The organism is Acinetobacter sp. YH12076 (assembly GCF_013419525.1).
Classification (GTDB): Bacteria; Pseudomonadota; Gammaproteobacteria; order Pseudomonadales; family Moraxellaceae; genus Acinetobacter; species Acinetobacter amyesii.
Genome location: NZ_VOZY01000019.1, coordinates 17,922 through 32,895, shown reverse-complemented (window position 1 = coordinate 32,895; position 14,974 = coordinate 17,922). Strand labels below are relative to the sequence as shown.

15 protein-coding genes are annotated in these 14,974 nt (G+C 40.7%); 8 read left to right on the top strand and 7 right to left on the bottom strand.

Annotated features, from left to right (window positions below):
* Positions 1-350 precede the first annotated feature (350 nt).
* The 3 genes from FTU22_RS14970 to FTU22_RS14960 all read right to left on the bottom strand — a co-directional run bounded on the left by FTU22_RS14970 (position 351) and on the right by FTU22_RS14960 (position 2,959).
* The gene (locus FTU22_RS14970) at positions 351-1,613 is read right to left on the bottom strand and encodes a hypothetical protein (protein ID WP_180095248.1); all 1,263 of its coding nucleotides are present in this window, start codon (positions 1,611-1,613) and stop codon (positions 351-353) included.
* Positions 1,610-2,251: an ABC transporter ATP-binding protein gene (locus tag FTU22_RS14965; RefSeq protein ID WP_180095244.1), complete on the bottom strand. Its 642-nt coding sequence runs from the start codon at positions 2,249-2,251 to the stop codon at positions 1,610-1,612. The genes FTU22_RS14970 and FTU22_RS14965 overlap by 4 nt, the downstream gene beginning before the upstream one ends.
* A 111-nt stretch (positions 2,252-2,362) precedes the next feature.
* Positions 2,363-2,959 (bottom strand): TetR/AcrR family transcriptional regulator, encoded by a 597-nt coding sequence (locus FTU22_RS14960; protein ID WP_180095241.1) that lies wholly within the window; start codon positions 2,957-2,959, stop codon positions 2,363-2,365.
* Between the two features lie 95 nt (positions 2,960-3,054).
* Here FTU22_RS14960 and FTU22_RS14955 point away from each other — a divergent pair, with 95 nt between their 5' ends.
* On the top strand, positions 3,055-4,260 hold the full coding sequence (locus tag FTU22_RS14955; RefSeq protein WP_180095238.1) for an oxygenase MpaB family protein: 1,206 nt from the start codon (positions 3,055-3,057) through the stop codon (positions 4,258-4,260).
* A 47-nt stretch (positions 4,261-4,307) separates the two neighbouring features.
* On the opposite strand, the gene FTU22_RS14950 is transcribed toward FTU22_RS14955, so the two are convergent.
* From FTU22_RS14950 to def, 3 genes are all read right to left on the bottom strand, one after another.
* On the bottom strand, positions 4,308-6,422 hold the full coding sequence (locus FTU22_RS14950; protein ID WP_180095235.1) for a TonB-dependent copper receptor: 2,115 nt from the start codon (positions 6,420-6,422) through the stop codon (positions 4,308-4,310).
* Between the two features lie 73 nt (positions 6,423-6,495).
* Entirely contained in the window at positions 6,496-6,915 is a 420-nt protein-coding gene (locus tag FTU22_RS14945; protein WP_180063357.1) for a DUF2946 family protein, read from the bottom strand.
* Between the two features lie 90 nt (positions 6,916-7,005).
* Positions 7,006-7,536 carry a peptide deformylase gene (def, locus tag FTU22_RS14940; RefSeq protein WP_078191459.1) on the bottom strand — a complete coding sequence of 177 codons (531 nt, stop codon included), beginning with the start codon at positions 7,534-7,536 and terminating at the stop codon, positions 7,006-7,008.
* A 119-nt stretch (positions 7,537-7,655) separates the two neighbouring features.
* On the opposite strand from def, the gene FTU22_RS14935 reads away from it, so the two are divergent.
* The 3 genes from FTU22_RS14935 (at position 7,656) to FTU22_RS14925 (ending at position 10,703) form a co-directional block, all read left to right on the top strand.
* On the top strand, positions 7,656-8,810 hold the full coding sequence (locus FTU22_RS14935) for a LysM peptidoglycan-binding domain-containing protein (protein WP_180022161.1): 1,155 nt from the start codon (positions 7,656-7,658) through the stop codon (positions 8,808-8,810).
* Positions 8,811-8,920: 110 nt separating this feature from the next.
* A complete protein-coding gene (gene dprA / locus FTU22_RS14930) occupies positions 8,921-10,102 on the top strand; it encodes a DNA-processing protein DprA (protein WP_180095232.1) in 1,182 nt (393 codons plus the stop codon).
* Between the two features lie 31 nt (positions 10,103-10,133).
* Positions 10,134-10,703: an L-threonylcarbamoyladenylate synthase gene (locus tag FTU22_RS14925; RefSeq protein ID WP_111885874.1), complete on the top strand. Its 570-nt coding sequence runs from the start codon at positions 10,134-10,136 to the stop codon at positions 10,701-10,703.
* Positions 10,704-11,140: 437 nt separating this feature from the next.
* Here FTU22_RS14925 and FTU22_RS14920 read toward each other — a convergent pair whose 3' ends face one another.
* On the bottom strand, positions 11,141-12,022 hold the full coding sequence (locus tag FTU22_RS14920; protein WP_180095230.1) for a DMT family transporter: 882 nt from the start codon (positions 12,020-12,022) through the stop codon (positions 11,141-11,143).
* A gap of 122 nt (positions 12,023-12,144) precedes the next feature.
* Here FTU22_RS14920 and FTU22_RS14915 point away from each other — a divergent pair, with 122 nt between their 5' ends.
* The 4 genes from FTU22_RS14915 (at position 12,145) to FTU22_RS14900 (ending at position 14,943) form a co-directional block, all read left to right on the top strand.
* Positions 12,145-12,903, top strand: a complete 759-nt coding sequence (locus FTU22_RS14915; protein WP_180095228.1) for a helix-turn-helix transcriptional regulator — start codon at positions 12,145-12,147, stop codon at positions 12,901-12,903.
* A gap of 144 nt (positions 12,904-13,047) precedes the next feature.
* Complete coding sequence (locus FTU22_RS14910) at positions 13,048-13,593, top strand: glutathione peroxidase (protein ID WP_111885877.1); 546 nt, start codon at positions 13,048-13,050, stop codon at positions 13,591-13,593.
* Positions 13,594-13,851: 258 nt separating this feature from the next.
* Positions 13,852-14,178, top strand: coding sequence for an RcnB family protein (locus FTU22_RS14905; protein ID WP_257225951.1), 327 nt, complete (start codon positions 13,852-13,854; stop codon positions 14,176-14,178).
* Positions 14,179-14,319: 141 nt separating this feature from the next.
* Positions 14,320-14,943, top strand: coding sequence for a hypothetical protein (locus FTU22_RS14900; protein ID WP_180095226.1), 624 nt, complete (start codon positions 14,320-14,322; stop codon positions 14,941-14,943).
* The last annotated feature ends 31 nt before the right edge of the window (positions 14,944-14,974 follow it).

The window sequence follows — 14,974 nt, the reverse complement described above, 5'->3', positions numbered from 1 at the left end:
AATTTCGATCGATCAATCAGTAAAAATCCACACAAGTTGTTCTTCATAATCTCTTAATGATCTTCTTGTTGGTTCGTCACCAGCAAGCTAGGTCGGCTATATTACTCTTTATTTCTAAAGAGTCAACTGGTAATTCAAATTATTTTTAAACTTAAAAAATAAAACCCAACTTAATCAATTCAACCAAGTCATTGTTTTATCAGAAGTTTTAATCTTCATCACCGCCGATGGATGTGCATTCTACAGCATTTCAGGACCGTTGCAACACCCTTTTCCATTTATTTTTATTTTTTTATTACGTTTGTTTATTTATTCTACTAAATCAGTGTTTTTTACTTAAAAAAGTGTTTTTAGCGTACAGAAAGCATGCAATACGCCACAGGCACCCATAAGATAAACATTAAAATTGGCATAACACCGTGCACTTCTTCAGGTTTTCTATACAACCACTGAATAAATGGAATGGCGATACACAATAGCGCTGCCATGAATAGCACATCTACAAATCCACCTGTCAGCAGTAGCCACAGTAAAACTGGCACACTCATCAACAAGCCAATTATCAATAAAACACAGTATTCGTATTTCCTGAGCTGCCAAAGTGTGAACCCCTGAATGATCCAGAATCGCTCTGCAGATTCAAAATTTGATTTTAAGTCCATTTTGATCACACCCAGATTGAATAAACTCAGTGCAATATAGATGGCACACATCAATTGGAATAATTGTGAAGCGGTAAAATCAAGGCTCATGATGTTCCAAGTATCTGCCTGTGTGGCAAACCAAGACAAAATCACGACCGCTGTAACTGACATACCGATACTAACAATACGATGGGTTAGAAATCTTTTATGAAATGCCTGACGAATAATTAATTTATTTTGATTGAGCCAGAGGGGACTATATTTCTGTATCAGAAATACCCTAGGTACTTGCAGCTTAATTGGTTTTGATTTCCAACCGAGCAGCCAGAATTTTATTGCCGCTATACAGATGAAAGTAGATAACAATACTGCAATGTGTTGAGCGTCCAATATCGCTAGGCTCAAAATGGGCAAATATGTCAAAAGACAGACTAAAACCCAATATTGATTCTGTTGTAAAAACAGCATTTGTATAATTAATAAATTAAAGATCCAAAGTAGCATCAATACACTGATGCCAAGGGAAGCCAAGAGTTCATACTCAACCCAAACATATAGAAGCGCTAAAACAAATGGCAGTATCAGCAAAAAGCTTAAACTGCCTAAAAATTTAATTTCCACTGCAAAACGACTTTTGAGCGTGATGGGCAATAGCGCTAGATAGCAATACCCTTCCCCACCACTTAAAGCTTTACGTTGTATTGCACACCAAATTACATTTAAGGCAAGAATGCCAGTCCAAAGAAACAGATTCGTGATTAATGATTTGCAATAAACCAAATCAATAATGGGCTGCACTAATGATAAAAGCAGTCCGAATAGCATTGGCCCGAGAATTAATGTGATTAAAATAAGTAAATGCTTTTGCCGTGCAACTGCGTCTGCTGTGGTCTTGACATAAAATGTCCATCGATATTTCAAAAGCGTTTTTATGATTGTTCGCTGCCCAACATGTCTTTGTTTATTCATGCCACCTGCTCATTGGACTTTAACCGATCTAGCTCGATGATTTTTGCTGCGAGACTGTCTCTAAATACAGGATCATGGCAAGACAATAGAATCAATTTTGATTGGCTCTGCTGTAAAAGTATGCTTGTTAATTCAGCCAAGGCATTTTGATCTAAGCCATTGCTCGGTTCATCTAAAATCAGTAAAGGTGCCGTGGTCATTAAGGCAGCAACCAATAAAAACTTTTTGGTTGTACCAAAAGACATGTCAGCAAATGGCGTGGCTAAATAGTTTTCTAAATTAAATTTTTCAATGAAGATTTGATACTGCTCATGCGCTATCCCTCGAATATTACATATTAAATTCAGAAACTCCTGCCCTTGTAAAAAATCATAAATAGGGCTTTTATCTGGCACATAGGCCACAAGTTTCTTGTATTCATTATTGTGAGGGGCATATTGCTGATCATTAATCAAAATATTGCCTGCATCGAATTCCAACATCCCAGCAATCATCGCAAGTAAGGTGGACTTCCCTACTCCATTCTCAGCAACAACAGCGACAATTCCGAATTCACTTAACTCTAAATTTAAATTTGAAAATATACATTTTCCCGCAAAAGATTTGGACAATTGCTGCAAGCTCAAAGAAACCATCATGATGTTCCTGATTTATTATCTTAAGTTATTGATTTATTTTTGATCTATCTTCACATATCTTGGATCAGAATTAAATAGATTATTTTAGAGACAACTTTAATTTTTTAAGTGTCATTCACTATCTAAATACGCCAAAATCATCTTCGATAATTCTACTTTAAGCTGCTGTTCTGTAATTAAAAAACTATTATTGCTCACATAGCGCATCATGGTAAATAAAGTACTGTTAATGATCACAAAAGAGCGATGTTTCAGCGTCTCAAAGTTCCAATGTGAATAATAGCGATTAAATAAATACATCCCGACTTCAAAAAAATGCTTTTCCAAAACCTGAGAGGCATCTGAATGACTGTATTGATGCCAATGTTTTAAGATCTCAATGAAGAAGCCACGATCAGCTTTCAACATATCAAAGCCAAACTGAATACAAAGTGGAATCACCTCATAAATACTGTACTGCTCTTGCTCCACGACTATATTTTTTAGTGCCAACCCCAATTGTTCTGATTTTCTGAGCAGTAACTCTTCTACGATTTGCTCTTTATTTTCAAAATATTGATAAATCGATCCAACGCTCACACCAGATTTTTCCGCAATTTTGGGCGTCGTCAGCTCCAGTAAACCTTGTTCTGCAATACACAACTGCGCTGCTTGCAAAATGCTTTCCACGATCATTTTCGCGCGTTGTTGTTGTGGTCTTTTTCTCATTCTATTGCTCTCCAATGCGATAGTGTTATGCGAATTGAATGCGAATAAATATTCATATTAGTGTGGTATGCAACAATAACATTGAAGATCAAAACATGACCACTCACTTCAATACCCGACTGGCTTCATTTCAGGCCACGCAGCAATCTAATCTACTGAGTTTTCTGTTGTCTCATTTGACGGGTCAGGCTGCACAGCCAAATTACGCTCAATATCTTGCCCTCAATAAAGCCTTGCAATGTGGTGATCCACAGATGGAAAAAGTGCTCACGTGGATGATGCAGAACCCTAAGCAGCATCGTGAATATTTTGAAATTGCTTTATTTAAAGGTGTCGAACAGCTTCCCTTTCCTATTCCTGAACTCGAGCATTTTTTTAAGCATGTTGAACAAATACCGCCGTGGTTAGAACCAGAAAAAATACAGCAGGCCCTTGAGTTCACCCATCGCCTCGGGATTAACAATGGCTTTATTTTGCGAGACCTTTCACTCATGGTCGGTTATCTATTCCCCGGTTTCAATCAACCGCTCATGCTGACGGGTGCTTTAAATAAACAAGCCGGTACACGTCTGGCTGAAACCACTAAATGGTGGGTAGATATCACTGAAGAACGCGGACTCGAACGTTTGCATGCAGGATTTACATCGACGATTTATGTGCGTTTTATTCATGCTTTGGTACGGCATCAACTCCAAAAAGGTAAAGACTGGGATTTTGCAACGTGGGGGATGCCGATGAATCAATTTGACTTAGCGATGACCAATCTTGCCTTTAGCAGTGTGGTACTTTTGGGCATTCGCGCTTTAGGAATTTTTCCATCAAAACAAGAAACTGAAAGCTTTTTGCATTTTTGGCGATATGTCGGCTGGTTGATGGGTATTGATGAAAAATGGTTAATTGAAAAAGAATCTGAGGGTTGGAAACTGCTGTATTGGATGCAATTTGTACATCCTCAATCCGATGCAAGCAGTATGGCACTCGGCGCCAGTCTCTCTAAGGAACCCTTTGAAAGACAATACAAATACCTTCGACCACTGCAGCAAAAACTGGCTTATCGACAACATCTGGAGCTGACACAATTTTTTATTGGCAAAAAACGCATGCATAAATTAGGGCTCAAACCCCAGTCTGCCGCATGGTTTGCTTATTATTTATTGGCTAGAAATCTTGTCCTGTATTCAGGCGCTAAGCATGTCCCAAGTTTAAATCAAAAATTACAGCAAAAAGGCCGTGCGATTCAAAAACTCGGTTTAGCACTGTATCAAAGTAAGGCCAAACAACTAGCCAGTATGCACCAATAAAAAAAGCAGAGCCATCGCTCTGCTTTTTGGATGACAAATGTCAGAACTTAGAATTTCATCGAAATACGTGCCCAATAATTGCGACCAATATTATTAAACTGTTGATCGGTCGCTAAACCTGTCCCTGCATCACCTAGTTTATTTAGATGTTCGGTATAGGTTTTATTCAAGAGATTATCCACACCCAAAGATACATCTACACCCTCATCAATATGATAAGTACCATTTAATGACAGTGTGCCAAAACCTGCACTTTCTTTCAGGTCATAACCCACGATATTGCCTTGGTGCGCACTGATACGATTTTGTCCATCAACCACACGCCAATATGCACCCAAAGTATAATTATCTTGGATATAACGTAAGTTGATACGCGCTTCTAAAGGTGAGATTTGCGGTAATGGCTTGCCATCTGTGGTGTTTTTACCCCACGCATACATTGCGCTAACATCGGCTTGAATATGATCGCTAAATTGATAGCCAATCCCCGCTTCAGCTCCCGCAATGGTGGCATCGACATTTTTCGCACCCGCGCTAAAAGTTGAACCATGATCATGCCCACCAGTATTTGGATGATCGTGATAACTCATCAAAATAAAGTCTTGAATCAGTCCCGCATAGGCAGACGCCCATGAACTGAATGCCCCATGTTCATGTTGATAGCCCACATCTAACTGCAAGGTTTTTTCAGTTTCGACGCCATTAAAGGTGTTTGTTGTGCCCGCATTGCCATGTTTAGGGCTAAATAATTCCCAATAATCTGGCATGCGTTCCACATAGCCTAGACCGATATAGGTTTTACCATTGTCATGTTCAGGGTGTTTATTTTCAAAACGAATAAACGCACTTGGCAATGTTTCATTCAGCTCCGTGTTATAGCCACTCGCTTTCGAAGCGGCACGCTCATCTTTCACTTGCACTTGATCGAGACGAAGTCCTGAAACCAACTTATTGTTGTCACTCAATTGATAACTGACTTCTCCAAAACCGCCATAGGACTGAAATGCCATATCTTGCGTTAAGGGCTTATTGATCGAAGGCATCATTTTCGACGTCATGCTGCCAGCATGCTTATTATTCTGCGTATCCAGTCCAGTAATGAACTGCAGCTTATCCCATTCATGTGTTACCGCCATACGTGCATTTAATGTACGGCGTGTAACCTGCATCGCCATTGGATTCGGCATCAGCATAGCCATACCATGATGGGTCATTTCAGCTAAAGGTGGCTCACGCAAACTAAAGTTGTCCATGATATGGTCGTTATAACTATAGTTGACCTGTGCTTCGATTTTTTTAATCACCTCTGTGACATTCTTTTTCTCGACACGAAGGCCTAAGCTTTCACGGGCAAATTGCGAACCATCCATTGAACGGCCTGCGTATACCGCCTCACCATCGGCTTTACCTCCAGTAAGTTCTACCCATGTATCTTCGTTTGGCGTCCAACCGAGAGCCAAATCTGTATTCCAACGCTCCCAGTCTGACGGCACAGTATTGCCATCTCCATCTTGGTAGCTATCTGCAACAGAACGGCTGGCATTTAGACGGACATATTTATGTTCATCGCCCACAGCCGCCTCGACATTATGATCTAAACGACCATAAGAACCGATCATCACACTGGCTTGACCACGGTAGTTTTTATCAGCATCCAACTGTTCCGGTTTGCGTTCAAACAAGACTGTTGCAGCAGAACCTGTATTGGCATATTGAACCGTTTGAGGCCCTTTAATCACTGAAATTCGGTCATAACTTTCAGGGGAAATATAAGACGTCGGTGCATCCATACGACTCGGACACGCCCCGAGATTTTCTGTGCCATCGGTCAAAATTTTAATGCGTGAACCAAACATGCCACGGAAGGTTGGATCTGCATTGGTTCCCCCATTTTTAATGGTACTAAACCCCACAATACTTTTTAAATAATCGGCCCCATCACTGGCAGGTATCGGTTGAATCGGCTGTTTGGGATTGGCACGAACAATCAGGCCATTGGCATCATTCCCCTGATGTGATGTCACCACAATCGGTGCCAAAGTCTGTACGGCATTGGTTTCCGTCATCTCTACGGACATCTCGTCAGCCATCACCGTAGTTGAATAGCAGGCAATACAAATTGCAGCCGCAAGAGGCTGTAGAAAAAATTTAGGCTGAGCCATGTTTATCTCACAAAATACATAAATAAAGGCGTACCTGAGTCCTCAAAGACCCAAGTTTAAAAAAACGTCAGATTTATGCAGCGAGTGGCGGGGCTCGACCTTGCGGAAGTAAAAAGAGTTGTTGAAGAACAAACCAGACATGCTTGAAAGCTTTTTGAAAAGCAATTAAACGAACTTGAATTCGATCAAGCACTTCTTTCACATCAAGTTCAGGGGGCAAAACCAAATTGCCATAGACGGTACAATACTGACATTGATGACTGGTATCATGTTCATGGGCAGTATGATCGACTTGAACTTTCTCAGCGTGAGCGGAAGATGAATGGTGTGAATGTGCGGTATGTTCAGCATGAACATTGGGAAGTAAAAGTGCACGCGTAATGGTTTCGCAGACCGGAGCAACTTGATATTGCTTGGGCAACAATGGCTGTAAAAAAACAGCAATCTGCAAAAAAACGGCTGCAAAGGACAGCAGCACTCCACTACGAAACAATACAGGCAAACCCTAACATTTGTCTGCCCCAAGTATAACAAAGCCCAATCAAAATTGGGCTTGTCTCAGGTATTTTTTAACCGCGATCAATTAACGTTTAACTGCGACTTTATCTTTTTGGCGTTGGCGAACCAATTTTTCCACTTTGTCACGTGCACGTTGACGTTTCAAAGGCGATAGATAGTCGACGAATAACTTACCATTTAAGTGATCCATTTCATGTTGGATACAAACTGCGAGAAGTCCGTCCGCTTCCACTTCAAATGATTGACCTTCAAGGTTAATTGCCTGAATTTTTACACGTGACGGGCGCTCAACTTTATCGTATATTTGAGGCACTGATAAACAGCCTTCTTCATAGGGCTGCGTCTCTTGCGTCAATGGCGTAATTTTGGGGTTAATAAACACCATGGGTTGATCTTTTTCTTCAGATAAATCCATGACTATCAGCTGAATATGGTGATCTACCTGTGTTGCTGCCAGGCCAATTCCCGGTGCTTCATACATAGTTTCAAACATGTCGGCTGCTAACTGACGAATTTCATCAGTAACTTCTTCGACTGGTTTTGCAATGGTACGAAGACGGGGATCGGGGAAACTTAAAATAGGTAATAAGGCCATACGACGTCCTCACTTATGCCATTGATCAAAAAACAAAATGAAGGAATGCTTCATCAAAAAATTGTGTGTAATATCGTTATTATAACGCAGTTGCATACATAATTTTAGGAATTATGATAATGAAAAAGGTTTTGAAGGGCATGCCAACTTTTAGTGCCTTGGGGTTTAAAAAACAATTATTGGCACTTACAGTCTGTGTAAGTGTGGGGATGGGAATGGTCAGTGTTGCAGAAGCTGCCCCTGCTCGTAACGTCAATCCACCATCATTGAAGGCAGGTGCGCCTCAAGTTTATGTGGTGAAAAAAGGCGATACGTTGTGGGATATTTCCAAGCGTTTCTTAAAAAATCCCGTGCGCTGGCCTGAAATCTGGGCGAGCAATAAACACGTGAAAAATCCGCACTGGATTTTCCCAGGTGACCGCCTATTAATGTGTACCTACAATGGCCGCCCAATCATCGGTAAGGATGAAGGTGATGGCTGTGAAGGTATTATTCGTCGCTATACAGGTGGCACTAAACTTCAACCACAAGTTCGTGTTGAATCCCTCAACAGTGCGATTCCGGTTATCCCATTAGAATATATTAAGCAATGGCTTGAGCGCAGCATGATTGTTGCCGCTGATTCTGTTGAAGGCACACCTTACATTTTAGGTACAGCTGATCAACGTGTATTGGCAGCCAAAGGCCAAACAGTTTATGCACGCGGCCAAGGCATGCAAGTCGGTCAACGATATGCTGTTTACCGTGAAGGCGAACCGTACATCTTTACCGATGCAAACGGCAAAAAATACAACGCAGGTTTAGAACTGACTCAAGTCGCTTCAGGTGTTGCCGTTCGTGGTGAAAATGACATTACCACTTTAGAACTAACCGATACTTATAATGCTGAAGTTCGTCGTGGCGATCGTGTTCTTCCTGAATATGACCCAATGCTGCCAACACTGTTCTATCCAACCAATGCAGAAAATGTCACTGCTGGCGGTAGTGTAGTTCGTGTTATGGGCTCGATTGGTACTGCAGCGGTTCACAGTGTTGTGACGATCGACCGTGGTAGCTTGCAAGGCGTTCAATCTGGTCAAGTCTTTAGCGTGAACCAAAAAGGTGAAATCGTAACTGATCCAAAAACCAAAGAACGTGTTCAACTTCCAGGACAACGTATTGGCAACATCATGGTATTCAAAACATTTGATAACTTAAGCTATGCTTATGTACTTGAAAGCGAATTACCAATCAAAGTGGGTGCAACGATTCAGCCACCACTGATGGATGACTAAGACCAAATCCATAAAAATGAGGCTGTATTCAGCCTCATTTTTTATTATCCAACAACGATATCACTAATAATTTTAACCCATAAAAAGAAGACATATTCAAAGGTCTCATTATGCTCAACTCATTGACTGACTTGCATTTAGATTACATTCGCCTGTGGTTTGTGGTGCAACACTCACTTCGTAGTTTCTATAAAATTCAGCAGCACTATCCTGCCCTACACTACGCCCTTAAGCCTAATCAAATCACCACATGGCAAAAATTAGGACTGCATAAAAATCATTTAAAGCGCTTTGAGGAATTTCATAGCCCAAGTGGACAGCTTAGCTTTGAAAAATGTCTTAAGGATATTGAACAATACAGTGACTTTGTACTGATTCCTGAAGACCTAAACTATCCACAACAGCTTTTACCTTATAGCGACAAGCCGCCGATTCTATTTGGGCAAGGTAATGCCCAAGCCTTGATGCAACCCCAAATTGCGATTGTGGGTAGCCGCAAACCTAGTCCCCAAGGTCGACAAATTGCCTATGATTTTGCTTATTATCTGAGTGAGCAAGGGTTTTATATCAATAGCGGTTTAGCACAAGGAATTGATGAAGCGGCACATCGCGCTGCCATACAACACCACAGAACCATTGCCGTGATGGGCACAGGTTTAGATCAAACTTATCCGACCGCACATCAGAGTTTAAGACAAGAGATCATCCAACATGGAGGAACCGTAATCAGTGAGTTTCTACCGCACACTCCCCCATTGCAACACCATTTTCCACATCGAAATCGTATCGTCAGTGGGCTTAGTCTTGGTGTCATCGTGGCGGAAGCGGCATTAAAAAGTGGTTCACTGATCACGGCTCAACGCGCTGCCGAACAAGGCAAATCTATTTTTGCCATTCCAGGGCATATTTATAGTGAGTCACATCAAGGTTGCCATCAACTCATACGCGAAGGTGCAATTTTGATTGATCATCCACAACAGGTCATTGAAGACTTGGCATTGGCTACACAATGGCAATCGCAGGCTGCCGAAACCTTAACAACCACCGAAATAGCGACACCCAAAACAGCAACACCGGACACCCCTCCACCCGAACCCATACCAGAACATTTAATTGCGCTGTATCGGCAACTCGATTGGGTCGGCCAAAGCCTTGATCAATTGTCCATTCAACTCAAAATCGATACCGCGACATTAACCAGTCAACTGATGGAATTAGAGTTAATGGGCTATGCCACACAACAAGCCGGACACTACCTACGTTGTCGAATGGGTAAATTAGGTTCACAATAGTCCTTTGTCGAATCAGATAAGGTCTATAGAAATGATTACCACCTCTGTTGCAGAAGCAGCTTCCTGTCTTAAAAAAGGTCAGGTTCTCGCATATCCTACAGAGGCTGTTTGGGGATTGGGCTGTGATCCCTACAATGAGCAAGCCTTTCTCGAAATTTTGCGCTTAAAACAACGTCCCATTGAAAAAGGTGTGATTTTATTGGCGGCCAATGTCGCTCAAGTTGAACACCTGCTCCAAGGCTTAACAGAAGATATGCGTCAGCAGGTCATTGCGACATGGACCAACCGTAAACCCAATGAACGTGCAACTACATGGTTATTACCGGCTGGCGACCATATTCCAACATGGATTAAAGGCAATCATCCAAAAGTCGCAGTCCGTGTGACTACCCACTCTTTATGTGTGGCTTTATGCCAAGCTTTTAATGGCTTTATTGTGTCTACTAGTGCCAATCCTGCTGGATTAACCCCTGCACGTTCCTTACAAGAAGCCAATCAGTATTTTGCCAATGAACTAAATTACTTAAATGGTGATCTCGGCCTAAGCCAAGAACCAAGCAAAATTATTGATGCTGAAACAGGTGAAATCATCCGCGCATAAGCTCGGATGCCTGTCTATACCTGCTTTTTAGAAAATACAAACAAAAAAAAGCTCAGCCATATAGGGATGGCTGAGCATAAAAAAGGATGTGTATAAAATCACATCCAGAGGGTCTTGCAATCTCTGGGTAAATATCAAGTAATTATTAAGAATTACTTCCTCATTTACGATGAAAGTATTATGTAATATTTTTTTAAATTTAACAAATATATTTTTTATATAAATAAAACTACTGATAAGCACTTTATTTCTGATTTTATAACTACTTAGTCAAAATATGTATCTATTTTTGATTGATTTTTAAGACGAGAATTTGTTTTTTTAATTCAGTTTTACACTCAAAAATCCATTTTCAAAAGATTTGCTCTATAAAAAATAAGTTTGTTTGCTTGTTTTTTAATCAGCACTTCTCGTAAATTTTCAACTTTTTACTAGATTTACTTACGCTGCGCCAAGATCACCCCAGTAATCGCCATCACTGTGCCGACGGTATGATAAAACATCCACTGCTCAGCCAACCAGAAATAGGCAATAATCGCGGTAAATACCGGCATCAAATTCATAAAAATACTGGTGCGATTCGGCCCGAGATGTTGCACAGCCAACATCCATACCAACGGTGCAATCAATGATGGAAAAATTGCCGCATAAAATACACTTGGTGCATTTGTAGGATTAATCGCGTCAATGCCTAAATACAACACGAATGGCAAGTGATATAAAACGGCAAAGAAAATTTGTACATATAAGCTCAACAGTAGCGGAAGTTTCAATTGCCATTTTTTTAAAAACACCCCATAAAAGGCATAAAAGAACACTGCGAAGATCATGAGGATATCGCCGAAATGTCCGCCCATATTCAGTAATTGACTGAAATCGCCTTGCGCAATGACAAACAATAGCCCCGTAAATGAAATCGCACAGCCTAAGATGGCATAGCGGTTGGGTACATCTTTAAGTATGAAAAATGCAACGGCAATCGTAAAAACAGGGATAAAGGCATTGATGATGCCCATATTGGTCGCCGTCGTATAATGCGCAGCGGTATAGCCCAAACCTTGATATAACACCATGCCAAAAGCACTCAGCACAGCCAATTGCTGCCAATGCTGCTTGATCAGCTGTCTTTGCTGCCAAACGGTTTTCAGCATAAAGGGGGTTAAGATCAAAAATGCAATAAACCATCGATAAAAACTGATACTGACCGGTGAAATATAATCAGTTACATAGCGGGTGACGGTAATATTTAACGACCATATAAATACTGCGATCAGAGGCAAACAAATTGCAAATTTCGCCCAACGCGCTTGAAGCAACATGTCTGACTCCTCAATATATCGTGCAAAGATTGGTCTAGGTATTTTGAGTGATGTCTGTTTTAATTGAAATACATGATTTCAGACATTTATATTGTAGTTCAGACATCGACACTTAGGCTTATATGACATCAGCACCGATTGAACAACAAATCGAGCTTTTTGAAGCACACTACACCACATTAGATGCTGTCTATCCGCACAGTTGTCTTTGGGGTGATTTTAATTTTTGTCTCGATGGTATTTTCGAATATGAGATACAAGGGCAACATCATCTCTCACCTGCCAGTTATGGGGTGTGGATTCCCCCACAGACAGAACATTGCTCAGTCGCGATTGATGAACAACCCATTCATTATGTGGCAATCCGACTAGCACCTGATCTCTGCATAAATTTCCCCAAGCAGACGGAAGTATTTAGCATCCAGCCTTTCTTTCGTTTGTTGGTGCAAAAAATTTTGGCCTTTCCTACAGAGCAACATACCACACCACCCTATCGACACCTACTACAGGTCTTATTCGACCAGTTAAAAGCAGCGCCCAAACATCAACATTATTTACCGCAAAGCCATGATGCAGTGTTAAAGCCGATCTTGGCGCAGCTTGCAGATGTAGATCATTTTAGTTTGAGCCTACAGCGATGCTTATCCAATGTCGGTTTGAGTGAGCGTCAGTTATTGCGGCTGAGTCAGAACGAACTGCAAATGAGCCTTTCTGAATGGCGAAACCGTGCAAAAATTATTTATGCCATTCAACAACTCCGCGCTGGTCAGTCTATTAAAGCTCTCAGCTATGAATTAGGGTATCAACACAGCTCAAGCTTTATTGAGTTTTTTAAACGCTATACAGGAAAAACCCCAAACCAACACCGCGCCACTAGTTAAACGTCAAGCACTCAAGCAAGCATCAGCTCGAATTCTGCAAACTACTACAAAAATTATGCGAAAAGCCTATCGATAAAAGCTTGCTGTTCACCAGATTTCCCTTTAAAACAAGAATGAAAGGCACAACTTCAATTAGGAACGAATATGTCAGCTTCAGTTTACGATATCCCAGTAAAAACGATCCAAGGTGATGACACCACACTCAATCAATACCAAGGCAAGGTTTTATTATTGGTCAATGTAGCCTCTAAATGTGGTCTAACACCGCAATATGAAGGCCTAGAAAAACTCTATACAGAGAAGAAATCACAAGGTTTTGAAGTCTTAGGTTTTCCTGCCAATAACTTTTTAGAACAAGAACCTGGTTCTGAAGCTGAAATTCAAGAATTTTGCTCGATCAACTACAAGGTTGATTTCCCACTTTTTGCAAAAATTTCTGTGGCAGGCGCGGATAAACACCCACTTTATCAAACCTTAACCCAAGCCATTCCTGAACGCATTGGTGAAGGCCCATGGTGGGATGATTTAGTTGAATACGGTTTAACACCAAATCCAAAGCCTGAAGTGCTCTGGAACTTTGAAAAATTCCTCGTGAATAAACAAGGCGAAGTTGTGGCTCGATTTGCACCTGACATCAAGGCAGATGACGCACGTATTGTCGATGCCATTAACGCTGAATTAGCCAAATAATTCGACAATATCTCAATATCTCAATATCTCAGTTAAGATTGTTGTGATTTTAACTGAGATTGATCATTTTAAATTATCACAATAATAGCTATTAATTATCATATTATGACAATTTAAATAATTTATTCATTATTTTAATATTTTACATACACATTGTTCAAAGTTTCCCTGTAAATACTCATTATGATGAGTCTTATCAATTCATATCCAGCAGTAAACAGGTGAACTTATGAATACATTAATGAAAGCTATCGTTTTATGTATTTTTTGACAGCACGTGTATCTGCGCTAACAATAGATGCACGGCAAAATCCTCAAAAGACGAAAACCCAACAGCACACTAAACAATACACACGGGTAAAAAACCAAAGCCAGAACAAGAAGAAAGCTGTAAATCCTTCACATGATTGGCGTTCTGGACAAAAAGTACCTTCTGAATACCGTTGTCATCGCTACAAAGGTGTCCACAACAAATATAAAAAAATGTCTAAATCAGGCAAAAACCAACAATGGATTAAAGTGAATGGCGACTACATTTTAATGAATGCCGTCAGCCACGCCATGATCAAAATCATTGCAGGTTAAACCCATCAAAACATCAAAAGAGGGCAAATGCCCTCTTTTTTGTTCGAGCGATTATTTTGTTATTGCTTTGCAACAATCTATTTTTTATCCACATTTTCCCCCTATATTCAAAGCAGAGACTTAACACATAGTGATGATTGAATGAAAAAGCTTGTGCAGAATGCCCTTCTCCCTTTTGCCATTTTTAGTGGTGTCTTGGTACTGATTGGCTGTGAACCTGCCACAGCACCGCAACAGGAACAAGAAATCGCAGCAGAAAATGATCGCCCTGCAACAACATCAACAAACGAAGATCAATCTGCGACACAAAGTCAGGCGACAGATCAAAGCCAATTAAAAAGCGGCAATATGTTTTATATCGTTCGCGATGTTGCGGATATGCAACTTAAAGCCGGCAATTATGTTGAACAACTCAAACAAACGCAGGTCGATTTAGAAGCCGCAGTCAGCAACCAAGATCATCTCCAATTGCAAAAAGCGGCAACCCAGCTGCAACAGCAGCTCAAAGGTTTCAATCAAGCTTTGAATGATTTAAATCTAAAAAGCACTGAGATTAATGATATTCGCAGCAATCTACAGGCAGCAAATCAGCAAGTATTGGCCTCACCTTTTCTCAATGGACAAGTCGATTTAAGCAAATTTGATTTTCAGAAAATCCAAAATCAAATGGGCAGTATCCAAGCGGAAATGCTGAAATTGGCAGGTATGTTGATCCAAGATCAAGCAGGCAAAAGCTCATCTACTGCACCCACTGAAACTGAATAAATAGCGAAATCTAGCATTTCCATTGCATTCC